Raw genomic sequence first — 24,413 nt, forward strand, 5'->3', positions numbered from 1 at the left:
AGTCTCATCCATGTGGATCTCGACCATCATTTTGATCATCATCGGTTTGAATGCAGCCACGGCCATCGTCACCGTGTTCCGCCAGCCGCGGGACATTGCGGCGACATGGGCGTGGCTGTTGGTGTTGCTGCTGCTGCCGGTGATCGGCTTCATTTTGTACTGGTTTTTTGGCCGCAAACTGTCGACCCGCAAGCTGAACAGCATGGCCACCCAGCAGCGGCTGGGGATTGATCAGATGGTGGCCAGCCAGCAGGAGGCAGTGGCCGTCAGCCTCGCCAGTGGCGCAGCCTCGCCGTTTGCCGGCGCGCCTGAGCTGGTGCGCACCCTGCTGCAGGCCGACGGGGCGCTGATCACGACCATGAACCAGGTGCGCCTCCTTTTTGATCGCAAGGAGTTCACCAAGGCCCTGTTTGCCGACCTTCGTGGGGCCACGCACCACATTCACATCGAGGCCTACACGATCGAGCCCGACAGTGTGGGGAAGGCCCTGGTCCAGTTGTTGACCAAAAAGGCGGTGCAGGGCGTGCGGGTCCGGGTGATTTACGACACGTTTGGCTCGCACCGGCTGACGCGCACGTTTTGGCGGCCCCTGATCGACGCGGGCGGGCAGGTCGAGCCCTTCATTGCGACCCGCCTGGCGCGGGCTAACCTGCGGATCAACTTTCGCAACCACCGGAAGGTCACGGTGGTCGACGGGCGGGTCGCCTACATGGGCGGGTTTGACATCGGGAGCACTAGCCGCAAGCTGCCCATCTCGCGCGATACCCAGCTCCGCCTGACCGGCCAGGCGGTGGCGTCTTTGCAGGCCCGCTTTTTCATGGACTGGAACACCTCGGCGAAGATCAAGAAGGTGCATTTTCAAAACGCGTACTTTCCGCTCGCGGACGACACCGGGCGCACGACGATGCAGATCGTCTCGGGGGGGCCGGAGCAAAAGCTGGAAGCCATCAAGCTGGGCGATTTGCGGTTGATCGCCCTGGCCAAGCACCGGGTCTGGATCCAGTCGCCGTTCTTTGTGCCGGACGATTCGCTGCTTGACGCCTTGATCCTGGCCGCCCACTCCGGCATCGACGTGCGGATCATGGTGCCGGTCCACACTAACCAGCCGCTGATGGCCAAGGCCACGGAGTTCTACCTCAACCGCCTCGTCGCGGCCGGCGTGCGGGTCTACCGTTACCAGGCCGGTTTTCTGCACAGCAAGGCGATCATTGTCGATTCGCGCTACCTCATGACCGGCTCGCCGAACATGGACGTGCGCTCGTTCAAGCTCAACTTCGAAATTGCGGCCTTCATCTACGACCGGACCCTGGCCGAACTGTGTGAGCGCCAGTTCAAGCTCGACATGACAGACGCCACGGCCTACACCCTGACTGACCTGAAAAAGCGGCCGCGGCTGGCCCTTGTGGGGGCCGACTTGGCGCGGCTGTTTGCCCCGATCCTGTGAGTGTTTCCGTGCTAGCGGGCAGCGCTGGCCGCGGCCGCTTCGTGGGCGCGGCAGTCACAAATTTTTGACATCGGCGACCACCTTGCTATAATGGAGTGGTACAAGTTAAATTGTGCATCAATTAAATAAAGGTAGGACCACGCAAAGGGGAGCCATTGGCTGAGAGTGGGCAATTTTGCCCAGACCCTTCGAACCTGTTCGTTAATACGAGCGTAGGAATTGCGGTGTCGAGTAATCGACCTTCTTTGTGGCGGATCCTAACCCAAAGGAGGAATTTTTATGTCCAATAGTAATTCTCGGGTGCTGATCCTGGTCGAAATTGCGGTGATCGGTGCGTTGGCGATGGCCTTGGAGTATATCCCGCATTCCGTTGGCGTTTCTGGTATCAACCTGTCCTACGGGGTGGTGCCGATCACCGTGCTGGCGCTGCGGCGCGGGACTGGCGCCGGGATGGCTGCTGGCCTGGTGTGGGGACTGCTGGATCTCGTCTTGCGCGGCTTTGCCACTGGCGGTTTTCTCAACCCGCTGCAAGGGTTTATCGAATACGCGGTGGCGTTTGCGTTTGCCGGTTTGGCTGGGCTGCTTTACGCCAGCTTTCAGCGGGCCATCAAGGATGGCCGCAAACAAAAGGCCATCGCCTTGGGCTGGGGCGCAGGGCTGATCGCGGCGTTTGCCAAGTTCTTCTGGCACTTCATTGCCGGCTGGATCTACTGGGGGTCATACGCACCAAAAGGGACCCCGGCGTGGCTGTACTCACTGATCACCAATGGGGGATCGGCCGTGGTCACTGGCCTGTTGACGGTAATCGTGGTGTCCGTTCTGGTGGCGACGGTTCCCAAGCAACTGTTTGAACCGAAACCGACGACTCATCTGCAATCGCAAGCCTAAGGACCTAAGCGGATTGATCCAGGAAAGTCAAAAAGCGGGCCGACAAAATGTCGGCCCGCTTTTCTATCTTTAGAAGACGTTCATCGCGGACAGTGCCACGACTACGGCGCCAAGGATGGTGACGATCAGCATCGCCCAGGTGGCAATGTGGGTAACCCACCAGAATTTTGAGTGTTTCTCTTTCACCTTCATCACCACCTTTGGCCAATCTTGTACAACTTCGTATACTCGTGTAGTTTACCCGTTTTAAACCGCTGCTTCAACAGGAATTTGTCGGGCCGCGAGCGCTAAAATCGGGTATAGTCATACTTGGAGGATCATTTATGGACACGTTTATCGGCATTGTTATTCCCATACTCGGACTGGCGCTGTGGCTTGTCAGTCGCGCCTTACAGTTTCATTCCCGCCTGCTGCCATTCCTGGCCGCGGGGCTGGAACTGTGGGGCATGGCCACTTTAAGCGCGGCCAAAGCCCCCAACATGATCTGGGTGGCGCTGTTCACCGCCACGGCGATGGCGGTGCTGCTAGTCGGCGTCTTCCTGGCTCGCGACTACGATCTGCTTTATGCGAAATACTTCACAACCCTGGGTCGCCTGCTCATTTTGGCGACCACGGTGTGGTGGGTAAGTGCTGTTTTGAGCTCCTTTTAGGGCTTGCTCCCCACCTTGATCCCACCTGTCCCCACCTGCTGTAAACCGCGGCAGATGGGGATTTTTTGTACACTTAGGGAATCGTTGGTTACTTTTTCAAATTGTCAAGTGGATTTTGTGGGAGTTGGTGGTGAGGAGTGGGGGATTGTGGTAGACTGAATTTAACGTTGGAGAGGAGGGGTTGTCCATGCTGATGGGAGAATTTCATCACAGTATCGACGCGAAGGGCCGCTTGATCATTCCGGCCAAGTTCCGCGCCGATCTCGGCAGCGATTTTGTGCTGACCCGCGGCATGGACGGCTGCCTCTTCGGCTACCCAATGAGTCAGTGGCAGAAGCTGCAGACTCAGGTCGAGGCGCTGCCTTTGACCAAAAAGGACGCCCGGACCTTCACCCGGTTCCTCTATTCAGCCGCCACCGAGTGTGAGCTGGACAAGCAGGGCCGGGTGAATATCCCCAAGCCTTTGATCGATCACGCCGGCCTGACCAAGGCCTGTGTGCTGGTCGGGGTGTCCGACCGCATCGAAGTCTGGAGCGAGGCGCGCTGGCAGAAGTTTGCCGACGAAGCCGAGGCGAGCTTCGATGACATTTCCGAAAATCTGACCGATTTGGGGCTGTGAGCGATGACTGAATTCAAGCATGAAACCGTCTTACTCAAAGAGGCCACGGATCAATTGGCCGTTAAACCGGATGGCACCTATGTGGACGCAACGCTCGGCCGCGGCGGGCACACCCGCCGCATCCTCAGCCAGCTCACCTCAGGCCAGCTGTACGCCTTCGATCAAGACCAAGCCGCCATCGACGCGGTGTCGGCCCAGGGCGTACCAGCCAACCTGCACTTGCTTCACCGCAACTTTCGCGACCTGAAGGAAGCGCTCGGCGAGGAGGACGTCTTGACAGTGGACGGCATCCTTTATGATCTGGGCGTTTCCAGTCCTCAGTTCGACGATTCCAAGCGGGGGTTTTCTTACCGCTTCGACGCGCCGCTGGACATGCGCATGGACCAGAGCCAGGCCCTGTCCGCTAGGGTGATCGTCAATGAGTGGTCCTACCAGGACTTGGTCAGGATCTTCGCCCGTTACGGCGAGGAGCATTTCGCCAAGTCCATTGCCCGCAAGATCGAACAGGCCCGCGCCGATCACCCAATTGAGACCACGTTCGAGCTCGTTGAGCTGATCAAAGCCGGGATCCCGGCCAAGGCCCGGCGCACGGGCGGGCATCCGGCCAAGAAGGTGTTTCAGGCCATTCGCATCGCCGTTAACGACGAGCTGGGCGCCCTGGAACAATCCTTGGGTCAGGCCCTCGAGTTGGTCGCCCCGGGCGGGCGGATCAGCGTGATCACGTTCCAGTCCCTGGAAGACCGGCTGGTCAAAACCATGTTCAAGGAACAAACCACGGTCCAGGATCTGCCCCGCGATCTGCCGGTCATTCCGGATTCGGCCAAGCCGCATTTTAAACTCATCAATCGCAAACCGATCCTGCCGAGTGAGGCAGAATTAACCGCCAATCACCGGGCACACAGCGCCAAGCTGCGGGTGATCGAGCGCGTCTACTGAAGGAGTGCCGATTATGGTTGATAACACTGCAAGACAATTAGACCTACTGGAGCCGCGGCGAGAGGAGCCGCACGTCCAGCCGCAGACCGCCCCCAAACCGCAGCCCGAAAGTGCGCCCAAGGTGGCTTTTTCACCCCTTGAGCGGCTGCTTTCGGTGTTTCTTGGCCTGGTCGCGGTCGGCTTTTGCCTGTGTTATCTGACGGCCTCGATGCACCTGGCCAACTTGACCCGCAGCTACCAAAACGTGCAGGCGCAGGTCACTGCCCAAAAACGGATCATTGCCGACGACAAGCAAACCGTCGGGGAACTTTCCAATTCAGACCGACTCAATAGTTATGCGCAAGCACACGGCTTTGCCGTGATCGAGGGCAATATCAAACATGCGGTGAAGTAGACTAATGACAAAGATAGCGAAAAAACGACAAATGCGCGCCCGGCACCCCGAGCGCAACCGGAAGTGGTTTGGGATCATTCTTTTCTGCCTCACCGTGGTTGCGCTGCTGGCGTTCGTTTGTCGTTTTGCGTATGTGGCGATCGTTGGCTCCGTAGATTCCAAGAACCTGGCGGCCTACCGTGATTCACAGTACGCCCGGACAGTCCCGCTGCAGGCCAAGCGCGGCAGCATCATCGACCGCAATGGCCAGGCCATCGCCGAGGATGCGTCCACGTACACGATCTACGCGGTGATCGATAAGCATTACACCAAGGCCGGGAAGAAGCTGTACGTGACAAACAAGGCCAAAACAGCGGCGGTACTCGCCAAATACTTGCCACTGTCCAAAGAGAAGATCCTGGCCTACCTCTCTCCGAAGCAGGCGGCTTTTCAGGTGGAGTTCGGGGCGGCGGGCACCAGACTGTCCTTGGCGACGCGCAAGGAGATCGAAAAAGCGCACCTGCCTGGGATCAATTTCACTGACAGCCCGTCGCGCCTGTATCCCAACGGGGTATTTGCCAGCTACACCGTGGGTCTGACGCAGGCCAATGCCACGGACAAGAATCAGCCGCTGGTCGGCGTCATGGGCCTGGAAAAGGAGTTCAACGCTCAGCTTGCGGGCACCAATGGTTATCAAACCGCCCAGGTGGATAACTACGGCTACCGGCTGCCGCGCGCCAAGGTCAAGACGAAGGCGGCAAGGAACGGCGGGACCGTCAAGACGACGCTGGATTCTTCACTCCAGTCATACCTGGAGACGCTCCTGAGCGGCGTTCAAACCAAGTACAAGCAGCAATCTGTCACCGGCGTTGTCATGAACGCAAAAACAGGGGAGATCTTGGCGGCGGGGCAGCGGCCGACCTTTGATCCCGGGACCATGGAAGGGCTGGGGAAAGGCACTTCTTGGCAGAACATGCTGACGGAAGACACCTACGAACCCGGTTCGGTCATGAAGGTCTTCAACTTAGCAGGGGCGATCCAAAGCGGGACCTTTCAGCCCAACACCTACTACAACTCCAGTATGGTGCGGGTGGCTGGTACCACCATTCGGGATTGGAACCACGTCGGGTTCGGCGAGATCCCCTATTCCCAGGCGCTGCCGCGGTCCAGTAACGTCGGCATGGTGCACATCGTTCAGCAAATGGGCGCAGCCAATCAGGCCAAAACACTCAAGGACTTTGGCTTTGGCCAAAAGACCGGGATCACTTTGCCTAATGAAGCCAGCGGCAGTTACACACTGGCTAATCCCGTGACCCGCGCGGTCATGGCGTACGGCCAAAGTGTCAACGTGACGCAGATGCAGATCCTGCAGGCCGCTTCCGCGATCGCGAACAAGGGGACCATGGTGCAGCCGCGGATCGTGTCGCAGGTGACGGCCCCAAGCGGTAAGGTGACGACATACAAACGTCAGGTCGTGGGCCACCCAGTGTCAGCGGCCACGGCCAAGACGGTCATCGCCGAAATGCGCGACACCATCAACCAGCCATACGGCACCGGCGTCACCTACAAGATCGCTGGCGTGGATCTGGCGGCCAAGACCGGGACCGCCAACGTGCCGAACCCCAAGGGTGGGTATTTGCCAGGCGCGACCAACCAGCTGCACAGTCTGCTGGTGCTGGCGCCGGCAAGCGATCCGGAATTTATTGTTTATTTAACCTTGAAGCAAAATACGGCCATGACCGCGCCGGCGACCACGGCGTTGAATGACATTTTTCATCCCCTCATGACGCGCCTGCTGGCCCTGAACTCAGGAGCCGGTGCCAGTCCGGCTTCCCAAATGGTGACGGTCCCGGCCGTGACCAACGACGGCCTGACCAAGGCCTCCGCCCGGCTGACCGAAAAGATGCTGGCGCAGGCCTTGGTCGGAACGGGCAACCGGATCGTTCAACAGCTGCCGGCCGCGGGCACGCAGGCGCTGCGCGGCGCCCGGGTCATCCTGCTGACGAACGGAGCCATGACCATGCCGGACGTGTCTGGCTGGTCCAAGAGTGATGTGTTAAAATTGGCCCAGTTGACTGGCAGAAAGTTCAAGTTACAAGGGGAAGGATACGCGTCGGCACAGAGTCTTAAGGCTGGCAGTTTACTAGGCGATGACCCTGTCACCGTGACCTTTCAGAAAACCGATTAATTGACGAAGGTAGGAGACTAATGCAATTCACTGAAATGCTGATCCCGATGGTGGCGGCCTTTGCCATCACCGTGATCCTGATGCCATTGTTCATCGGCTACATGCGGATGAAAAAAGAGGGCCAGACCATTCGTGAGGTCGGCCCCAAGTGGCACGAGAAGAAAAACGGGACGCCGACCATGGGCGGCGTCGTCTTCATTTTCGCCATTTTCGTCGCCGCCATTGTCACCGGCTGGTGGCAGCATCAGCTGACGCTCAGCGTGTGGGCCGGACTGTTCATCCTCGTACTGTACGGCGCGTTAGGCTTTTGGGACGATTTTATCAGCGTCTCGTTGCACCGCAACATGGGGCTGCGCGCCTGGCAAAAATTGCTGGGCCAGATCATCGGCGGGGGCGTCTTCCTCGCCGTTTACTTCCACGAGGGGTTTCCCACCGTCCTGCCGCTGTTTGGTTACCAGCTGAACGCGGCGTGGCTGTTTGCGGCGTTTGCCTTGGTCTGGATGGTGGGCTTTTCCAACGCGGTCAACCTCTCAGACGGCCTTGACGGGTTAGTGGCGGGGCTGTCCACGATCGCTTTTGCCGCGTACGCGGTGCTGGCGGCGCACGACGGCCGCACCGATGTGCTGATTTTGTGCCTAGTGACGATCGGCGGGATGATCGGCTTTTTCCTGTTCAATCACAAGCCGGCCAAGATCTTCATGGGGGATGCCGGGAGCCTGGCGCTCGGCGGCTTGATCGCGGTGATCGCCTTGCTGCTGGACCGCCCGTGGTCGCTGCTTTTGATCGGGATCGTGTTTGTTTGTGAAACAGCCAGCGTGATCTTGCAGGTCGGGTCGTTCAAGCTGTTTCACCGGCGGATCTTCAAGATGGCCCCGATCCATCACCACTTCGAGCTGTTGGGGTGGTCCGAGTGGAAGGTCGACGTGGTGTTCTGGTTGGTCGGTTTGATCGGAGCGGCGGTGTACCTGGCCATCGCACTAGTTTAAAGCAAGTGAAAAATTCCCGGCGGCAGTCGGGCAATCTGGGGAGCGTTTGTGTTGCTGAATAATTCAGAGTATTCGAATCAGAAAGTGTTAGTTCTCGGTTTGGCCAAAAGCGGGGTCAGTGCCGCCAAGCTGCTGCACCGGCTCGGCGCGCTGGTGACGGTCAACGACAAAAAGAAGTTTGACGATAACAAGGATGCTCAGGCGCTCTTGGACGAGGGCGTGACGGTCATCACCGGCAGCCATCCAGTGGCGCTGCTTGACGAGGGGTTCACCCTGATGGTCAAAAACCCCGGGATCCCTTACAGCAATCCGATGGTGGTCCGGGCGCAGGAACTCGGGATCCCGGTGATCACGGAGCCGGAGCTGGCCTACTCGGTCTCCGATTCCAGCTGGGTCGGGATCACCGGCAGCAACGGCAAGACCACAACGACCACGCTCATCGGGCTCATGCTCAACGAACGGGAAGGCGCCGGCCGCGCGTTTGACGCCGGCAACATCGGCATTCCGGTTTCTGGCGTCGTGCAAAAGGCGGGGAAAGCCGACACGGTGGTGTGCGAGCTCTCGTCCTTCATGCTGGTTGGCATTAAGACCCTGCACCCGCACATTGCGGTCCTCACCAATATTTACGAGGCCCACTTAGATTGGCACGGCTCCCGCGAGAACTACGTCAAGGCCAAGATGCGGCTTACGATGAACCAGACCCCGGAAGATTACTTCATCATGAACTGGGACCTGCCGGAGATGCACACCCTCGCTAAGCAGAGCAAGGCGACGATTGTGCCGTGCTCGCGCAAGGGCGCGGCCGGTGCCCGCGCCACGCTGACTGACGGCTGGCTGTGCTTTGACGGCGAGCGGATCATGAAGGCCGACGAGATGCAGATCCCCGGCGCGCACAACATCGAAAACGCCCTAGCCGCCATTGCGGCCGCCAAGCTCAGCGGCACGCCAAACGAAGCCATTGTGGACGTCTTGCGTCGTTTCACGGGGGTCAAGCACCGTATTCAGTACGTGACCAGCATTGACGGGCGCAAGGTGTACAACGACAGCAAGGCAACGAACGTTGAAGCCAGCACGGTGGCGCTTTCGGCCTTCAAGAAGCCGATCGTCCTGCTTGCCGGCGGCCTGGACCGCCACCTGTCGATGGCTGATTTGCTGCCGCTGGTCAAACAGCACGTGCGCGCGATGGTGACCTTTGGCGAAACCGCGCCGTTGATGGAGCAGCTGGCCACCCAGGCCGGCATTCCGTTCACCCGCACCGCAAACGTGAAGACGGCGGTGCCGCTGGCGTTTGAAGCCAGCCAGCCCGGCGATGTTATTCTACTTTCACCGGCTGCGGCCAGCTGGGACCAGTACCCGAACTTTGAAGTGCGCGGCGACGAGTTTATCGCTGCCGTCACCTCCTACGCGGAAAAGAAGGAGTAGTTATGCGACTGATGATCTCAGGCGGCGGCACCGGGGGCCACATCTACCCGGCGCTGGCCCTCATCCAGCGCCTTAAAGAGCGCGACATGCTCGACGCGGTGATGTACGTGGGCACGGAAAAGGGGCTGGAAAGCCGCATCGTACCCAACGCGAAGATCCCCTTTGAGACCCTGGCTTTGCAGGGGTTCAAACGCAAGCTCACCGTTGAAAACGTGAAGACGGTCGAGCTGTTTCTGGGCTCCTTGCGCAAGGCCGGCAAGATGGTCAAAGACTTCCGGCCCGACGTGGTCGTCGGGACCGGTGGTTACGTGTCGGCCGGCGTGCTCTTTGCGGCCGCCCAGCACCACGTGCCGACGGTGATCCACGAGCAGAATTCCGTGGCCGGAGTCACCAACAAGTTCCTGGCCCACTTTGTCGATAAGGTGGCGATCACCTTTCCGACCGTGGCGAGCTCGTTTCCGGCCAAGAAGGTCGTGATCACCGGCAATCCCCGCGCCCAGCAGGTTGCAGGACTCAAGCCGAACGATCGGCTTGCCGCCTTTGGGCTTGACCCGCACAAGCGGACACTGCTGATCTTCGGCGGCTCGCGCGGGGCGCCGATGATCAACAAGGCGGCGCTCGCCGCGCTGCCGGCCTTCAGCCAAGCCGGGTTCCAGACGTTGTTCGTCACCGGGACGAGGCACTATGGCACGATCAGCAAACAGCTGCGCCAGGTGCCGGCCGGCGTTAAAGTCGTGCCGTACGTTGACGACATGCCGCAGATCCTGCCGGATGTGGCCCTGGTCGTCGGGCGCAGCGGCGCCACCAGTTTGGCGGAGCTGACCGCACTGGGGCTGCCGAGTGTGCTGATCCCCAGTCCGAACGTCACGCATAATCACCAGTTCGTCAACGCCCAGAGCCTAGCTGATGCAGGGGCCGCGGTGGTCATCACCGAGCCGCAGCTCGCCGGCAGTTTTGCGCAACAGGTCGTCAGCCTAATGGGAGACGATGCGCACTTGCTGCAGATGGCCAAGGCGGCCAAGCAAATGGGCACCCCGGATGCCGCCGATCAGCTGATCGCGGTGCTTGAAGGGGTCCGGCAACACTAGGCGCAGACAGCGAAAGGAGGCCGCCGATGGCTTGGGGAAAGCAGCATCAGTCAAACGATCCACTCACCCCATGGGAGGCCTATCAGGCCAAGCAGAAACGCAAGCGGAAGGCGGCGGCCAAGCTGCGCCTGCCTGGGGTCTTGGCGCTGAGGCGGCACCAGCGGACGCGGCACTTGATTTTGCTGCTGACGCCGTTGATCCTCCTGCTGGGCTTTTTTGGCTACATGGCCTCCCCGTTGGCGAAGGTGCAACAGGTCTCTGTCGTGGGGACGAAAAATGTCCCGATCCAAACGGTGATCGACGCCAGTAAACTTTCCGACCGCGTCTTGATCCTGCACGTGGCGACCCACCGCCGCCAGCTGGCTAACGCGATTCAGCGCCAGGTGCCTCAGATCAAGCACGCCACCGTTGCGATCAGCAAGCTGGATCACGTGACGATCCGCGTGGCGGAGCACCAGCCGATCGGGTACGTCGTCACGCAAAAACGTTACCACATGATCCTGGCCAACGGGACGATCATCAAACAAGGCACAGCGACCCCGCTGGATAACTATCCGGTGTTGACCGGTTTTTCCGCGCGCGAAGCGGGGACGCTGGCGCAAAAGCTGGAGCAGTTCCCAGCCGCAGTGCGGCGCACGACGTCGGAAGTGACCGCCACGCGGGGCGGCGGTAACCCTTATCAGATCACGCTGACCATGACGGACGGCAACACGGTGGTGGCCGATTCACGGACGATCGCCAAGCAGATCAAGTATTACCCGAGTATCATCGCCCAGGTGAAGACGAAGGGAACGGTCGACCTGGAAGTGGGGGCCTTCTTCACGCCTTATCATAAAACCGCTTCAAAGTGATTAAAAAGAGCTCGCTTTCATCCAGATGGCACCACAAATAACAATGCGGTGTGGTAAACTAAATTCAGCGTTATATTTTCTCATCCTACTATAAAAAGGCTGGCAAGGAGGTTCCGGGTACATGGAAAATCAAGACATTTATGTCGGGCTTGATATCGGGACCACCTCAATAAAAGTGATCGTGGCCGAGCGTGTGCAAGGCCAGTTAAACATTATTGGCGTGGGTAACTCACGTGCGCGAGGATTGTCCCGCGGCGTGATCGTGGATATTGACAAGGCGGCCGAGGCGATTCGCCAGGCGGTCCTGCAGGCCTCAGAAAAGGCCAGCGTTGACATCACCGACGTGGTGGCCGGGGTGCCTGCCACCATGCTTCAGATCGAACGGGTCTCCGGCATGATCGCAGTTGGCGATCAAAGCAAGGAGATCACGGACACCGATGTGAAGGCGGTCGCCGCTGCCGCACTGGTGCGCAATCTACCACCGGAGCGAGAAATCTTATCGCTGACGCCGACGGAATTTATCGTGGACGGCTTCGATGACATCAAGGATCCCCGCGGAATGATTGGGGTCCGGCTGGAAATGCACGGTATTTTGTTCACCGTTCCCAAGACCGTGCTGCATAACACGAAAAAAGCAATTGAAAAGGCTGGTTTATCACTCCGTCAGGTTGTCGTGGCCCCTCTTGCTGAGGCCCGGGTGGCGTTAAGCGATGGTGAAGCAGACTTTGGCACGGTCCTCATCGACCTTGGCGGCGGCCAGTCGACGGCGGCCGTGATCCATGACCACAAGCTGAAACTCACGACCCTGGACCAAGAGGGTGGCGACTACATCACCAAGGACATTTCGATGGTGCTCAACACCGGACTGACCGACGCCGAAAAGCTGAAACGCGATTACGGCAATGCGGACAGCCAGGCCGCCCCTGAGGCCAATCAGTTCCCTGTGGCGGTGGTCGGCCAGACCGAGCCGGTCATGATCTCCGAGCATTACTTGGCGGAGATCATCGAGGCGCGGCTGACCCAGATCTTCACCCGGCTGCAAAGCGCGCTGGCCGAGGCCAATGCGCTGGATCTGCCGGGCGGGATCGTGATCACCGGTGGGACCACCGCGCTGCCAGGCATCGTCGAACTAGCCGGCGACATTTTCCAGCGCAACGTTAAACGCTACATCCCCGACCAAATGGGGATGCGGCATCCGGCGTTCACGCTGGCGCTGGGCCTGATCACCTACGCGGCCGAAATGACCGATATTGACATCTTGGTGTCCAGCGTCTTACCGACGCCGACGACCTCACAGATGAAGGCTCCTGCCGCGGCAGTGACCCAGGTCCCAAGCAAGCCGGACCAGAATGCCGAGCCCGAGACTGAGAAGAAGCCTTCCGCACTGAAGCGTTTCTTCGGCAATTTCTTCGAATAAACCTTTTTAGGAGGAACGACAATGGAATTCTCACTGGATACAGATAAAGACACCGGCGCAGTGATCAAGGTCATCGGCGTCGGCGGTGCCGGCGGCAATGCGGTCAACCGCATGATTTCAGAAGAGGTCAAGGGCGTTGAGTTCATCGCTGCAAACACCGATGTTCAGGCCCTGTCTAATTCGGACGCGGAAACCAAGATCCAGCTCGGGCCGAAACTGACTCGCGGCCTGGGTGCTGGCTCGACGCCTGACGTTGGTCAAAAAGCCGCCGAAGAAAGCGAAGAAGCCATCGAAAACGCCTTGAAGGGTGCGGACATGATCTTCGTCACCTGCGGCATGGGCGGCGGCACCGGGACTGGCGCTGCCCCCGTGGTGGCTAAGATCGCCAAAGACCTTGGCGCCCTCACGGTGGGCGTGGTCACCCGGCCGTTCACCTTTGAAGGCCCGAAACGCGCCAAGAACGCCGCGGAAGGGATCGCCCAGCTCAAGGAGCAGGTCGACACCCTGGTGATCATCGCGAATAACCGCCTTCTTGAAATTGTTGATAAGAAGACGCCGATGCTCGAGGCCTTCCACGCCGCTGACAATGTGCTCCGCCAGGGCGTTCAGGGGATCTCTGACCTGATCACCAGCCCGGGTTACGTCAACCTGGACTTTGCCGACGTCAAGACGGTGATGGCTAACCAGGGAACCGCCCTGATGGGGATCGGTTCCGCCACTGGTGAGACGCGGACCGTCGAAGCCACCAAGAAGGCGATTTCCAGCCCGCTGCTTGAAGTGTCGATCGACGGCGCCAAGAACGTGCTGCTGAATATCACCGGCGGTCCGGATCTGTCCTTGTTCGAAGCGCAGGATGCCTCCGACATCGTGGCCCAAGCGGCCAGCTCCGACGTCAACATCATCTTTGGGACGTCCATCAATGAAGAGCTCGGCGATGAGGTCGTCGTGACCGTGATCGCAACGGGCATTGATGATTCCACCATCCAGCAGCAAAACGGCCGCGGCAACCGGCGGCCGGCGGCGCGGCCGGCGCAGACTGACCAGGCCAGCACCAACGCCAAAACTGCAGACGGCACTGATCCGTTCGGTCAGTGGGACCTGCGGCGCGAGCCTAAGCGCGAGGCGCCAAAGGCCGACAGCGACCAGAGTCAGGACTTTGCCAACGTCAAAAAGCAGGAATTCGACATCTTCGAAAGCCAGCCTGAAGCCGACGACGGCAAGCAGGCTGACGACAAAGACGACGATCAGCCGCCATTCTTCAAGCTGCGGCGGCAGTAAGCAGGGCACAGCGAGGGGTGACGCAGCCACTCCTTAACAGCCGCTTCTAGGAGGGATTCTTATGGCATTTGAAAAGCTTGGCAGCAAGTTCAGTGAGTTCTTCTCCATCGATCCGGATGAAGATGAAGGCGCAGAAACGCCAGTTCAAGACGACGTCAAGGAAGAGAGCGTGCCAGCTTCTGGCGCGACCCGGCCGGCGAAGGCGAAGTATCGCGGCAACAAGGTCGTCGCCATGAACGAGCCGGCCGGCAAGACTGCCCGGATCGTGGTGTACGAGCCGCGCATCTATTCTGATGCTAAGGAGATCAGTAATCACCTGCTGAACAACAAAGCCGTGGTGGTTAACTTCGATCAGATCAAAACTGAGGATGCAACGCGGATCGTCGATTTTCTCACGGGGACGGTGTTTGCCATCAACGGCGAAATTCGGCGGATCGGTGAAATGATCTTCCTCGTCACGCCCGCTAACTTCCAGATCGATGGCACGCTGGCGTCGACCTTGGGCACTGATGCTGATCTCAACATGACCAACTAGGAGGACGTATGGCGACAGTTTTGTATTGGCTTTTCACAGTGATCAATTATGGCCTGTATTTCTACATGTTGGCCATGGTGGTCTACGTCTTAATGTCATGGTTCCCCGGAGCCTGGCAGTCGCGCTTCGGCCAGCTGCTGGGGCGGATCGTCGGCCCGTGGCTCAACCTTTTCCGCATCATCCCACCGATCTTAGGGATCGATTTTTCGCCGTTGATCGCCTTTTTCGTTCTTGATCTGATTCGTTCTGGGCTGGGGACAATCTTCGGCGCGCTCCTCATGCGGGTGGCGTGATCATGGACGCGATCTATCAACATTTTCGCAAGGAAGAAGCGCCGCTGATCGATGAACTGGCCGATCAGATCAACACTGCGGCCACCGAGTACCGGCCGGTCCTGACCGACTTTCTCGACCCCAGGCAGATCCACATCGCCCGGGCGCTGACGGGGACAAATGGTGACATTAAGTGCCATGTCTTTGGCGGGTACATCGGGGCTGAGCGGGCGCGGGTCATTTTTGCCCCGGACTACTTCGCGCCTGACCTCATCGATTTCGAAATTGCGCCGCTGCTCATTCATTACCCCGAAAAGTTTGCCGAGCTCCATCACAGCCAGGTGCTTGGCACCGTGGCCAACGCGGGTATTCGGATGACCGCGTTCGGTGACATCATTACAGACGGGTCGGCTTGGCAGCTCTTCACCACCAAGACGATGAGCGAATGGGTCCAGGATAACATCACCAAGCTTGGTCGGATCACAGTGCGGCTTGAGCCCATTGGCCTGGACCAGGTCGTGACCCCGCAAAACGATTGGGAGCCAGCGGAAGTGTCCATGAGCAGTTTGCGCCTGGACAGCCTCGTTGGTCACGCCTTCAACATGTCGCGTGCGCGGGCCAAAGCCCTGATCGATTCAAGTAAGGTGCGGCTGAACTTCGAGCTGACGGATCGGCCGGACGCGGTCGTCGGCTCGGCAGATATTGTCTCGGTGCGCGGCTACGGCCGGATCCGGGTCAACACGGTGTTAGGCGTCAGTAAAAAAGGCAAGACCCGGGTCGCTGTCGACATTATTAAGAAATAGCTGGGAGGTTTCAACATGGCATTAAGTCCACTGGATATTCATAACAAGGAATTTAATCACCGCATGCGCGGGCTCGACGAGGATCAGGTCAACGATTTTCTCGCTCAGATCATCAAGGATTACTCCGCTTCACTGAAGCAGAACGAAGAAATGGAAGGCCAGCTGAAGGAGCTTCAGGACAAGAACAAGTACTTTAACGACCTGAAGGACGCCTTGAACCAGTCGATCCTTGTCGCGCAGGAAGCCGCCGACAAGGTGAAGAAGAACGCCGATGCAGAGGCAGCGCTGATCCAGTCGAAGGCGGAAAAGACCTCTCAGGACATGCTGACATCCGCCACTGAAAAGGCCAACCAAATCGTTAAAGACGCTTCTGACAAGGCCAAGGCCATCACCGTGCAGACGGAGGATCTGAAGCGCCAGACCCGCGTCTTCCGGCAGCGGCTGCAGGTCATGCTGGAGTCGCAGCTTGAAGTCGTCAAGAGCCCGGAATGGAAAGAGCTGCTTGCCAGCACCACCGAGTCCGCCGAGTACCTTGATCCGGCGCAAACGCAGCAAAGTGATGCCCCTGACCTTGACAACCAGCCGGTAGATTCAGTACACTCAGAGGCAGCTGAGGATACTGATGGCGAAACGCGCTACACCGAGATCGTTTTTCCAACCGATGAGCCCGAGTCGTCAGCGGCAGACAATTCGGCAGACGGCAGTAACGCCGGCCAGAATGTCGACGGTTCTCAAGAATAAGACGCGAACACGCGTCGGTCAAAGGCACTTCGAGCAGCGAACCGGGGAGGGTGAAAGCCTGGTGCGAAGTCTTTGAGCGGTATCAGTTTGCGAGGGTCGAAGGTAACTTCGACGGGTGACCACCGTTATTCGGTCAACTAGAGGAAGCAAGTCATTTTGCTTTGAACTTAGGTGGTACCACGAGCACGCTCGTCCTATTGACAGGACGGGTGTTTTTTTATGCAAGGTGCGAAAGCCAGCGCTTTTAGCACGACACTTAGCCTAGCCTCGTGCTTTACTCGCACAGCGAGTGAAGTGCGAGGCGTAGCTAAGTGCTCGGGCGTTGCTGGCTGTAGCCCGATTAGGACCAAGGTGCGAAGGCGGGCGCATTTAGCGGGATGGGTAGCCTAGGGGTGAGCTTTGCCTGCGCAGCAGGTGAAGCTCGCACCGTAGCAGCTACCGCATGTCAGCTTGTACGCGCGATGCGCTACAAGCTGATCAAGCCACTCCCGCGTTGCCCGCCGCAGCCCGATTAGGCCAAGGTGCGAAGGCGGGCGCTTTTAAGGGATGGGGCAGCCCGCCAGCCGGCCAAGCGATAGACGTGAAAATTGATCAAAGCAGAACCAGAAAAGGAGCAGCCATGAAAGTCAAAGACACACTGAACCTCGGTCACACCGATTTTAAGATGCGGGCGGGGCTGCCAACTAAGGAACCAAAGATGCAGGCGGCGTGGGAAGAAAACCACCTGTACGAGATGCGCCAGAAACTGAATGAGGGCAAGCCGGCCTTCATTCTGCATGATGGCCCTCCGTTTGCCAACGGGAACATCCACATGGGTCACGCCCTGAATAAGATCTCCAAGGACATCATCGTGCGCTACAAGTCGATGAACGGCTTCCGTGCGCCTTACGTTCCCGGCTGGGATACTCACGGCCTGCCAATCGAGCAGCAGCTCGCCAAAAAGGGCGTTCACCGCAAAGAAATGGCGATGGACGAGTACCGCGAGCTGTGCCGGCAGTTTGCGATGAAGGAGATCGAAAAGCAGCGCACCGATTTCAAGCGGCTGGGCGTGCTCGGCGATTGGGACCACCCGTACATCACCCTGCAGCCGAAGTTTGAAGAACAGGAGATCCGCGTCTTTGGGGCCATGGCCGAAAAAGGTTACATCTATCATGGGCTGAAGCCGGTTTACTGGTCCTGGTCTTCCGAGTCGACCCTGGCAGAAGCCGAAATCGAATACCATGACGTCAAGTCGCCGTCGATTTACGTCGCTTTCCCGGTCAAGGACGGCAAGGGCATCATCGGCACCGACACCAGCTTCATTATTTGGACCACCACCCCGTGGACCATTCCGGCCAACCAGGGCATCGCGGTCAACCCACGCTTTGAGTACGCCCAGGTCGAAGCTGACGGCAAGAAGTACGTCGTGGCGTCCGAACGCCTGCAGGTGGTCACGGAAGCGCTGGGCTGGTCCACTGTGTCCGTGCTGAAGACCTTCTCCGGCAAAGACATGGAGCGCATGGTGGCCAAGCACCCGCTGTATGACCGCGACAGCCTTGTGATCCTCGGCGACCACGTGACCCTGGACTCAGGGACTGGCTTGGTCCACACCGCTCCTGGCCATGGTGAAGACGACTACAAGGCCGGCATGAACTACAATCTGCCAGTGGTCTCCGTTGTCGACGCGAAGGGCTTCATGACCAAGGACGCACCGGGCTTTGAAGGGGTGTTCTACGACAAGGCCAACCCGATGGTCACCAAGGCCCTGGAGGAAAAAGGCGCGCTGCTGAAGCTGGACTTCTTCACCCACTCGTACCCGCACGATTGGCGGACCAAGAAGCCCGTCATTTTCCGGGCGACGACGCAGTGGTTTGCTTCCGTTGACGCCTTCCGCCAGCAGATCCTTGACGCCATCGATAAGGTTTCCTTCACCCCTGACTGGGGTAAGACCCGCCTGTACAACATGATCCGCGACCGCGGCGATTGGGTCATTTCACGCCAGCGGGCATGGGGCGTGCCGCTGCCGATCTTCTACGCGGAAGATGGCACCCCGATCCTGGAAAAGGAGACCATCGATCACGTGGCCGATCTGTTCGGCCAGTACGGCTCGATCGTCTGGTCCCAGCGCGAAGCGAAGGACCTGCTGCCGGATGGGTACACCAACGTGCACTCGCCAAATGGCAAGTTCACCAAGGAAACCGACATCATGGACGTGTGGTTTGATTCCGGCTCCAGCTGGGCCGGGGTGGCCGAAGCGCGCCCGGACCTTGAGTACCCGACCGACCTCTACCTGGAAGGTTCTGATCAGTACCGGGGCTGGTTTAACTCCAGCTTGATCACCAGCGTGGCGGTCAACGGGGTGGCCCCGTACAAGCAAGTGCTTTCCCAAGGTTTCACGCTTGACGGCGAAGGCCGCAAGATGTCCAAGTCCCTGGGTAACACCATCGCCCCGGACAAGGTCGAGAACCAGTTTGGCGCCGAAATCATCCGGCTCTGGGCGGCAACCGTCGATTCATCATCGGACGTGCGCGTCTCGATGGACAATTTTGCCCAGACCTCTGAGGCCTACCGCAAGATCCGCAACACCCTGCGCTTCATGATCGCCAACACGGGCGACTTCGCTGCGCAAACCGACGCCGTGCCGTATGATCAGCTTGGCAGCGTGGATCAGTACATGATGGTCCGCCTGAATCAGGTGATCAAAACCGCGAAGGCGGCGTATGACAAGTACGACTTTGCGACTGTGGAGAAGACGATCTCCAGCTTCCTGGTCAACGATTTGTCCGCGTTTTACCTTGATTTTGCCAAGGATGTTGTTTACATCGAGGCCGAAAAGAGCCTGGCCCGTCGCCGTATGCAGACGGTGATGTTCGAAGCGCTGCTGGACCTGACGAAGCTGTTGACGCCGATTCTGGCCCACACGGCGGAAGAGATCTGGCCGTACCTGCACCAGCCGGAGCAGTACGCTGCGCTCAGCAACATGCCTGAGGCCCAAGACTTTGCGGGTCAAGATGACCTCATCAAGCAGTGGTCCGCATTCATGAGCTTCCGCGCTGAGGTGCAAAAGAGCCTGGAAATGGCCCGTGACGCCAAGCTGATCGGTAAGTCGATGGAGGCGGCCGTGACGGTGTACCCACAGAATTCTGTGCGGACGCTGCTGGCAGGCCTTGACGCCAACGTGATGCAGCTGCTGATCACTAGCGGCTTCACTGTCGCCGCTGTCGGCGCCGCCGTCCCTGAAGGCGCCGTGCACTTTGACGATGCCGATATTCTCGTTGCGCACGCCGAGGGTGACGTGTGTCAGCGCTGCCGGATGACCACCACTACGGTTGGCGCCGACGACCGCTTCCCAACGCTTTGCGCCCGCTGCGCAAAGATCGTGGCGGAGAATTTCCCGGAGGCCGTCCAGGACGGCTTTGAGGCCTAGCCATGGAAGGACGCGTGAGATTATTTAACGAGAAGCAGGGGTACGGGTTTATCGAACCTGATGACCCGGACCTGCCTAAGGATGTGTACGTGCATTTTTCCGCCATCCTGGGCGGCGGCTTCAAGTCGCTGAAGGCAGGGCAAAAGGTGAAGTTCGTGATCATCGAAGGTGCCAAGGGGCCTCAGGCCGCTAACGTCGAGATTCTTGAGGACTCCACGTACGGAAAGTGAACCACCGCGCCAATCACGTCGCCAAACGGCTGCGTGATTGGTGCTTTTTGGTTCATGGCCCCATCCCCGTTTGCGGCAAGCGGCGATTATTGATCCGCTGGTGACGTATAATGAGTAAATAAGTATGCCTTCGCAAGGAATGCTAAGCGGCGAAAGCTTTGCTGGTAATAACGGCAGTAGCCGGCGCGCTGGATTGGTCAGGTTTTCTGGACGCTTTAAGCAGTAGTCAGCGGACTAGTCAAATAAGGTAGGGGCAGGTGAGGGGACATGACAAATGATTTCTTACCGGTGATCGTTGGGACTGACATTAACGCGTATACGATGGCAATCTCTTTTCACCAAGAATACGGGATCACGCCGCAGCTCATTGGCCAGGCGCCACTTTCCTTTACCGAGTGGAGCAGCATTACCACTCAGATCGAGTATCACCAGGACCTGCGTGCTCCGGGCCGCTTTGTGCCCATTCTGATGGACTTTGCCAAGCGCCACGCCGGCAAACCACTGCTATTGATTGGCACCAATGACGCGTACGTGCGGCTGATCGTTGAACACGCGGCACAACTTGGGCAGGCTTATCGCTTCAATTATCCAACGTTAGCGTTGCTGAATACGTTTCAGCATAAAAGCGACTTTTATCAGCTGTGTGATCAATGCGGGATCCCGCACCCGGTCACCAAAACCGTCACTTGCACGCTTCCTGTCCCTCAGTTTGACGAGACCGGTCTTCGCTATCCGGTGATCGTTAAGCCCAATGATACCGTCAAGTACATGTACATGCAGTTTGCCGGCAAGGAAAAGGTGTTCAAGTGCGCTGACCAGGCCGCACTTGACCAGGTGTTGGGGCTGCTGGCCGAAAATGGCTACCGCGAATCGGTGCTGGTTCAGGAGTACATTCCGGGCGGCGATGATGCGCTTTGGGACAGCGTGGTTTACGTGGATCGCAACCACCGGGCCGAAATGGTCACACTCGCGCAGGTGGTGCTTCAAGAGCATGACCGCACCGCTATCGGCAATTACACCGCGCTGATCGCTCGCTTTGAGGCCGAACTGATGAACCAGCTGGCGGACTTTCTGGAAGCGGTCGGCTATACCGGTTACGCCAACTTCGACATGAAGCGTGATCCGCGCGACGGGCAGATCAAGATTTTTGAAGCTAACACACGCCAAGGCCGGGCCAGTTACTATATCACCGGGTTGGGACAGAATTTGGCACGTAACTTGGTCGATGATTGTATCAAAGGCGAGTGCAAACCGCGGGTCTTGGCCAAGGGCGACTTTCTTTACAGCATTGTGCCTAAGTATGTGCTGCATCATTTCGTGAAGTCGCCGGGGCTCCACCGGGAGATCGATCAGCTGATTGGCGCCAAACACTGGGTCAACCCGCTGTTTTACCCCGCTGATCTCAACGGCAAGCGCCGGCGTTTCCTGTTATTGCGCCAGCTGAATTATGTTCGCAAGTATTACCGGAATCGCATTTTGACTAGCAGCCAAGGCAAATAACGCCAACCAGACAGTTTTGATTTCCTGTCTGGTTGGCGCTTTGTCTTTTCCGTTGGTGGCCGCAATCAAGTTGACAGGGGCGCTGCCCCTGGATCCCGAGGGCTTGATTCTGGGTCAGATGCTTCTTCGTTCCTCTGCGCTTGGCTCAGGCTTTGGGCGCGAGTTTGGCCTCTTTGTGCTGGGCGTAGAAGTTCAGTGCCAGTGAAATCAGCATTAACGCTAAGGCCAGCAGCATGATGTTGTGCAGGCCACGATATAAGATTTGACGCATCATCGGCAGCAGGTGCTGGGGCAGGCTGGCGGCACTATTGGAATCACTCAGTTTGTTCATCATACTCATGGTGATGCCGGGGTGAGTGGCCACGCCTTTTGCCAGCTGCTGGTTCATTAGCAGGCCGAAGATGGCCACGGTGAAGGTCTGGCTGAGCATGCGGATCAGGAAACTGAATGACGTGGCAACCGAAACGTCCTGCTTTTCGGCGTCGACTTGGACCTTGACCTGCAGCTCGTTGAAGCAGGCGCCGTTGCCCCAGCCTTCAAACGCACCGGCGACGAGCAGCAGCCAAAACGGTGCGCGGACGTTCAGGACTGCCATCAGCACGAAACTGATGGTCAGCATCAAAATGTTAAACGTTAGCACCTGGTGCGGCGTGTAGCGGCGGCGCATCATTGGGACCGACTCCGAACCGGCGACATTGGTGAACGCCGCTGGGATCTGGGTGGCGCCGCCAAGCAGTGCCGTGGTGCCGAGCAGCCCCTGCGCCCACATCGGCGCGTAAGTCAGAAACGAGACAAAGGCGCCCCAGATCAGTGTGAACAGCAGAAAATCCATCACTAGGGGGAAATTGCGAAACAGCCGCAAGGGGATGACTGGGTCTTCAGCGTGCTTTTCAGCGTGCAGCAGCACCGCCATGGCCAAGACCGCCAGCACCACCAGGGCGAGGATGACCGGCAACTTGACCATGCCGATCAGCTCAATGGCGCCCAGCAGGCTGACCAGGAGCACGACCAAGGCGAGGCTGCCGTGCACGTCCAGCGGTGCGTCGACGGCGGCAGCACGGGGCACCTTGTAGTAAATTTGCACCAGCAGGATCGACAACAGGCCGATTGGCACGTTAATGTAGAAGATCCAGTGCCACGACAGCGTGTCGACCAGAAACCCGCCGACCAGCGGGCCGATGATGGTGGCAAAGCTGTAAAAGCCGGAGACCAGGCCCAGGGTCTTCATGCGGTCGCGGACGTTGGGGTACAGGTCCGCAAACATGATGTAAGGCAGCGAGATCATCCCGCCGTTGCCGATGCCGGCGATCCCGCGCGTGATGATCAGCACCCAGATATTGGGTGACAGGCCTTGCAGCAGTGAGCCGATCACAAAGGTCAAGGCGGCAAGCTGGTAAGCAAACTTGTAGGCGGTCCGCTGGCCGAGCTTGCTCCACAGCAGGGTGGATACGGCGGTGCCAAGCAGGAATACGGCGACGATCCAGGCCATCAGCTGCAGCCCGTGCAGGTCCGCGATGATGGCAGGCAGCGCGGTGTTGACAATGGTGCTGTCGATCCCTGACATCACGTTGGACAGCAGAAGCGCGATGGTGACGAGTCTGATGTTACTTTTCGACATAAACGACATTCTCTCAATTAAAGTCATGAAAAATACATGCACAGATAATCTTATGCTTTTCACGCCCCGGCGTCCATGCTGCTCGCATGAAAAAAGCACTGGCCGCAAGGGTCAGTGCTTAGTGAGTCAGTTACTTGTCTTCAATGGTGCCGTCGTGGGTGCGAGCCACTTTCATGTCAACCACGGGGATGTACCCCATTTTCTTGACCAACGTGTTCTGAACGGCTTTGCTTTGGATGTAGTTGATGAACTTAGCGGTGGCCGCGTTTGGTGAGCCCTTGGTGTACATGTGCTCGTATGCCCATACTGGCCATGCGTTGGTGGTCACGTTGGCGTCCGTCGGCTTTACGTTGTTCAAGGAGACGGCGGTGACGCCTTCCTTGATCGCGGAAAAGGCGAGGTAAGAGATGGCGCCTGGGGTGCTTGAGACCATCTTCTGGACGGTGCCGCTGGAATCTTGTTCTTGCGCGGTTTTAACCTTGGCGTTCTTCAGTGCAAACTGCTCGAAGGTCGCACGAGTCCCGGAACCCTGCGCGCGGTTGATCAAGACAATGGCTTTGTCAGCGCCGCCGACCTGTTTCCAGTTGGTGACTTTGCCGCTGAAGATGTCGACCAGCTGTTTAGAGCTGAGATTCGTGACTTTGGTATCCGGGTTGACGACTGGTGCCATGCCGACGACAGCGACTTGATGATCGACCAGCTTATTTGCCTCGATGCCTTTTTGCTGCTGGGCAAAGATGTCGGAGTTGCCGATCGTGACCGCGCCGGATTGAACCTGCGACAGACCTGCTCCCGAGCCGCCGCCTTGAACGGTGATGTTCGCGCTTGGCGTCTTCTCCTGATACTGCGCAGCGGCCTGTTCGACCAGCGGCTGCAGGGCCGTGGAGCCGACGGCCATGATTTTGGTTGAATCCGCCGCCTTGGCGGTAGACGGCTTCGCCGCGCTGCCGCTTTGCTTGGCCCCGCAGGCGGCGAGCAGAAGCACGGCCCCGACAGTGACCAGTAGTGAGCCTTTTTTCAAAATTGAACCTTTTTTCATGATTATTTCCTCCCCTAATGGAATGACTCAAGCATACGCGGTGAGTGTAAAAGCCTTTCGCACTAGGTGTAATTGTTAGGTATCCGGTGTAAAGACACTGAACCGGTTACGTAAATATCGTCAGTAATG

The 24,413-nt window shown here is 58.5% G+C and carries 22 protein-coding genes, 2 pseudogenes and 1 riboswitch; of the genes and pseudogenes, 21 read left to right on the top strand and 3 right to left on the bottom strand.

Features of this window, described 5'->3' with window-relative positions; genetic code table 11:
* Positions 1 to 10 precede the first annotated feature (10 nt).
* Both cls and thiT read left to right on the top strand, forming a co-directional pair.
* Positions 11 to 1,444, top strand: coding sequence for a cardiolipin synthase (gene cls, locus EKM85_RS03445; RefSeq protein ID WP_125584871.1), 1,434 nt, complete (start codon positions 11 to 13; stop codon positions 1,442 to 1,444).
* Positions 1,445 to 1,579: 135 nt separating this feature from the next.
* A riboswitch (TPP riboswitch) is annotated at positions 1,580 to 1,680 on the top strand.
* A gap of 43 nt (positions 1,681 to 1,723) precedes the next feature.
* Entirely contained in the window at positions 1,724 to 2,332 is a 609-nt protein-coding gene (gene thiT / locus EKM85_RS03450; RefSeq protein ID WP_125584872.1) for an energy-coupled thiamine transporter ThiT, read from the top strand.
* A gap of 69 nt (positions 2,333 to 2,401) precedes the next feature.
* On the opposite strand, the gene EKM85_RS11705 is transcribed toward thiT, so the two are convergent.
* Positions 2,402 to 2,518, bottom strand: coding sequence for a DUF4044 domain-containing protein (locus EKM85_RS11705; protein WP_379882269.1), 117 nt, complete (start codon positions 2,516 to 2,518; stop codon positions 2,402 to 2,404).
* A 137-nt stretch (positions 2,519 to 2,655) separates the two neighbouring features.
* Between EKM85_RS11705 and EKM85_RS03455 the strand changes: the two genes are divergently transcribed.
* The 19 genes and pseudogenes from EKM85_RS03455 (at position 2,656) to EKM85_RS03540 (ending at position 21,627) form a co-directional block, all read left to right on the top strand.
* A complete protein-coding gene (locus EKM85_RS03455; RefSeq protein WP_125584873.1) occupies positions 2,656 to 2,982 on the top strand; it encodes a hypothetical protein in 327 nt (108 codons plus the stop codon).
* 187 nt (positions 2,983 to 3,169) lie between these two features.
* Positions 3,170 to 3,601 (top strand): division/cell wall cluster transcriptional repressor MraZ, encoded by a 432-nt coding sequence (gene mraZ, locus EKM85_RS03460; protein WP_125584874.1) that lies wholly within the window; start codon positions 3,170 to 3,172, stop codon positions 3,599 to 3,601.
* A gap of 3 nt (positions 3,602 to 3,604) precedes the next feature.
* Positions 3,605 to 4,537 carry a 16S rRNA (cytosine(1402)-N(4))-methyltransferase RsmH gene (rsmH, locus tag EKM85_RS03465; protein WP_125584875.1) on the top strand — a complete coding sequence of 311 codons (933 nt, stop codon included), beginning with the start codon at positions 3,605 to 3,607 and terminating at the stop codon, positions 4,535 to 4,537.
* 13 nt (positions 4,538 to 4,550) lie between these two features.
* Positions 4,551 to 4,931, top strand: a complete 381-nt coding sequence (locus EKM85_RS03470; protein WP_125584876.1) for an FtsB/FtsL family cell division protein — start codon at positions 4,551 to 4,553, stop codon at positions 4,929 to 4,931.
* A 4-nt stretch (positions 4,932 to 4,935) separates the two neighbouring features.
* On the top strand, positions 4,936 to 7,098 hold the full coding sequence (locus EKM85_RS03475) for a penicillin-binding protein (RefSeq protein ID WP_125584877.1): 2,163 nt from the start codon (positions 4,936 to 4,938) through the stop codon (positions 7,096 to 7,098).
* 20 nt (positions 7,099 to 7,118) lie between these two features.
* Positions 7,119 to 8,084 (top strand): phospho-N-acetylmuramoyl-pentapeptide-transferase, encoded by a 966-nt coding sequence (mraY, locus tag EKM85_RS03480; protein ID WP_125584878.1) that lies wholly within the window; start codon positions 7,119 to 7,121, stop codon positions 8,082 to 8,084.
* A gap of 51 nt (positions 8,085 to 8,135) precedes the next feature.
* Positions 8,136 to 9,506: a UDP-N-acetylmuramoyl-L-alanine--D-glutamate ligase gene (gene murD / locus EKM85_RS03485; RefSeq protein WP_125584879.1), complete on the top strand. Its 1,371-nt coding sequence runs from the start codon at positions 8,136 to 8,138 to the stop codon at positions 9,504 to 9,506.
* 2 nt (positions 9,507 to 9,508) lie between these two features.
* Positions 9,509 to 10,594 (top strand): undecaprenyldiphospho-muramoylpentapeptide beta-N-acetylglucosaminyltransferase, encoded by a 1,086-nt coding sequence (gene murG / locus EKM85_RS03490; RefSeq protein WP_125584880.1) that lies wholly within the window; start codon positions 9,509 to 9,511, stop codon positions 10,592 to 10,594.
* A gap of 26 nt (positions 10,595 to 10,620) precedes the next feature.
* Positions 10,621 to 11,445, top strand: a complete 825-nt coding sequence (locus EKM85_RS03495; RefSeq protein ID WP_125584881.1) for a cell division protein FtsQ/DivIB — start codon at positions 10,621 to 10,623, stop codon at positions 11,443 to 11,445.
* A gap of 121 nt (positions 11,446 to 11,566) precedes the next feature.
* Entirely contained in the window at positions 11,567 to 12,862 is a 1,296-nt protein-coding gene (ftsA, locus tag EKM85_RS03500) for a cell division protein FtsA (protein WP_125584882.1), read from the top strand.
* A 21-nt stretch (positions 12,863 to 12,883) separates the two neighbouring features.
* Positions 12,884 to 13,835: pseudogene (ftsZ, locus tag EKM85_RS03505) on the top strand (cell division protein FtsZ); the annotation flags it as partial.
* 98 nt (positions 13,836 to 13,933) lie between these two features.
* Positions 13,934 to 14,140: pseudogene (locus EKM85_RS11710) on the top strand (cell division protein FtsZ); the annotation flags it as partial.
* A 61-nt stretch (positions 14,141 to 14,201) separates the two neighbouring features.
* Positions 14,202 to 14,675 (top strand): cell division protein SepF, encoded by a 474-nt coding sequence (locus EKM85_RS03510; RefSeq protein WP_125584884.1) that lies wholly within the window; start codon positions 14,202 to 14,204, stop codon positions 14,673 to 14,675.
* Positions 14,676 to 14,683: 8 nt separating this feature from the next.
* Positions 14,684 to 14,968, top strand: a complete 285-nt coding sequence (locus EKM85_RS03515) for a YggT family protein (RefSeq protein ID WP_125584885.1) — start codon at positions 14,684 to 14,686, stop codon at positions 14,966 to 14,968.
* Positions 14,969 to 14,970: 2 nt separating this feature from the next.
* A complete protein-coding gene (locus EKM85_RS03520) occupies positions 14,971 to 15,750 on the top strand; it encodes a YlmH family RNA-binding protein (protein ID WP_125584886.1) in 780 nt (259 codons plus the stop codon).
* A 15-nt stretch (positions 15,751 to 15,765) separates the two neighbouring features.
* The gene (locus tag EKM85_RS03525) at positions 15,766 to 16,491 is read left to right on the top strand and encodes a DivIVA domain-containing protein (RefSeq protein WP_125584887.1); all 726 of its coding nucleotides are present in this window, start codon (positions 15,766 to 15,768) and stop codon (positions 16,489 to 16,491) included.
* A 619-nt stretch (positions 16,492 to 17,110) separates the two neighbouring features.
* The gene (gene ileS / locus EKM85_RS03530; RefSeq protein WP_125584888.1) at positions 17,111 to 19,897 is read left to right on the top strand and encodes an isoleucine--tRNA ligase; all 2,787 of its coding nucleotides are present in this window, start codon (positions 17,111 to 17,113) and stop codon (positions 19,895 to 19,897) included.
* Positions 19,898 to 19,899: 2 nt separating this feature from the next.
* Entirely contained in the window at positions 19,900 to 20,127 is a 228-nt protein-coding gene (locus EKM85_RS03535; protein WP_125584889.1) for a cold shock domain-containing protein, read from the top strand.
* A gap of 267 nt (positions 20,128 to 20,394) precedes the next feature.
* Positions 20,395 to 21,627: a carboxylate--amine ligase gene (locus tag EKM85_RS03540; RefSeq protein ID WP_125584890.1), complete on the top strand. Its 1,233-nt coding sequence runs from the start codon at positions 20,395 to 20,397 to the stop codon at positions 21,625 to 21,627.
* Between the two features lie 145 nt (positions 21,628 to 21,772).
* On the opposite strand, the gene EKM85_RS03545 is transcribed toward EKM85_RS03540, so the two are convergent.
* Positions 21,773 to 23,245, bottom strand: a complete 1,473-nt coding sequence (locus EKM85_RS03545; protein WP_125584891.1) for an MFS transporter — start codon at positions 23,243 to 23,245, stop codon at positions 21,773 to 21,775.
* 130 nt (positions 23,246 to 23,375) lie between these two features.
* Positions 23,376 to 24,284: a phosphate ABC transporter substrate-binding protein PstS family protein gene (locus EKM85_RS03550; protein WP_125584892.1), complete on the bottom strand. Its 909-nt coding sequence runs from the start codon at positions 24,282 to 24,284 to the stop codon at positions 23,376 to 23,378.
* Positions 24,285 to 24,413 lie beyond the last annotated feature (129 nt).

Source organism: Lacticaseibacillus jixianensis (assembly GCF_003946485.1).
Lineage (GTDB): Bacteria > Bacillota > Bacilli > Lactobacillales > Lactobacillaceae > Lacticaseibacillus > Lacticaseibacillus jixianensis.

Bases quoted from the DNA above. Each gene is read 5' to 3' on its own strand.
- EKM85_RS03515 (WP_125584885.1), top strand. From the start codon at position 14,684: ATGGCGACAGTTTTGTATTGGCTTTTCACAGTGATCAATTATGGCCTG.
- EKM85_RS03520 (WP_125584886.1), top strand. From the start codon at position 14,971: ATGGACGCGATCTATCAACATTTTCGCAAGGAAGAAGCGCCGCTGATC.
- EKM85_RS03540 (WP_125584890.1), top strand. From the start codon at position 20,395: ATGACAAATGATTTCTTACCGGTGATCGTTGGGACTGACATTAACGCG.
- rsmH (WP_125584875.1), top strand. From the start codon at position 3,605: ATGACTGAATTCAAGCATGAAACCGTCTTACTCAAAGAGGCCACGGAT.
- ileS (WP_125584888.1), top strand. From the start codon at position 17,111: ATGAAAGTCAAAGACACACTGAACCTCGGTCACACCGATTTTAAGATG.
- ftsA (WP_125584882.1), top strand. From the start codon at position 11,567: ATGGAAAATCAAGACATTTATGTCGGGCTTGATATCGGGACCACCTCA.
- thiT (WP_125584872.1), top strand. From the start codon at position 1,724: ATGTCCAATAGTAATTCTCGGGTGCTGATCCTGGTCGAAATTGCGGTG.
- EKM85_RS03475 (WP_125584877.1), top strand. From the start codon at position 4,936: ATGACAAAGATAGCGAAAAAACGACAAATGCGCGCCCGGCACCCCGAG.
- EKM85_RS03535 (WP_125584889.1), top strand. From the start codon at position 19,900: ATGGAAGGACGCGTGAGATTATTTAACGAGAAGCAGGGGTACGGGTTT.
- EKM85_RS03525 (WP_125584887.1), top strand. From the start codon at position 15,766: ATGGCATTAAGTCCACTGGATATTCATAACAAGGAATTTAATCACCGC.
- EKM85_RS03470 (WP_125584876.1), top strand. From the start codon at position 4,551: ATGGTTGATAACACTGCAAGACAATTAGACCTACTGGAGCCGCGGCGA.
- cls (WP_125584871.1), top strand. From the start codon at position 11: ATGTGGATCTCGACCATCATTTTGATCATCATCGGTTTGAATGCAGCC.
- EKM85_RS03550 (WP_125584892.1), bottom strand. From the start codon at position 24,284: ATGAAAAAAGGTTCAATTTTGAAAAAAGGCTCACTACTGGTCACTGTC.
- EKM85_RS03510 (WP_125584884.1), top strand. From the start codon at position 14,202: ATGGCATTTGAAAAGCTTGGCAGCAAGTTCAGTGAGTTCTTCTCCATC.
- murG (WP_125584880.1), top strand. From the start codon at position 9,509: ATGCGACTGATGATCTCAGGCGGCGGCACCGGGGGCCACATCTACCCG.
- mraY (WP_125584878.1), top strand. From the start codon at position 7,119: ATGCAATTCACTGAAATGCTGATCCCGATGGTGGCGGCCTTTGCCATC.
- EKM85_RS03495 (WP_125584881.1), top strand. From the start codon at position 10,621: ATGGCTTGGGGAAAGCAGCATCAGTCAAACGATCCACTCACCCCATGG.
- mraZ (WP_125584874.1), top strand. From the start codon at position 3,170: ATGCTGATGGGAGAATTTCATCACAGTATCGACGCGAAGGGCCGCTTG.
- EKM85_RS03455 (WP_125584873.1), top strand. From the start codon at position 2,656: ATGGACACGTTTATCGGCATTGTTATTCCCATACTCGGACTGGCGCTG.
- EKM85_RS03545 (WP_125584891.1), bottom strand. From the start codon at position 23,245: ATGTCGAAAAGTAACATCAGACTCGTCACCATCGCGCTTCTGCTGTCC.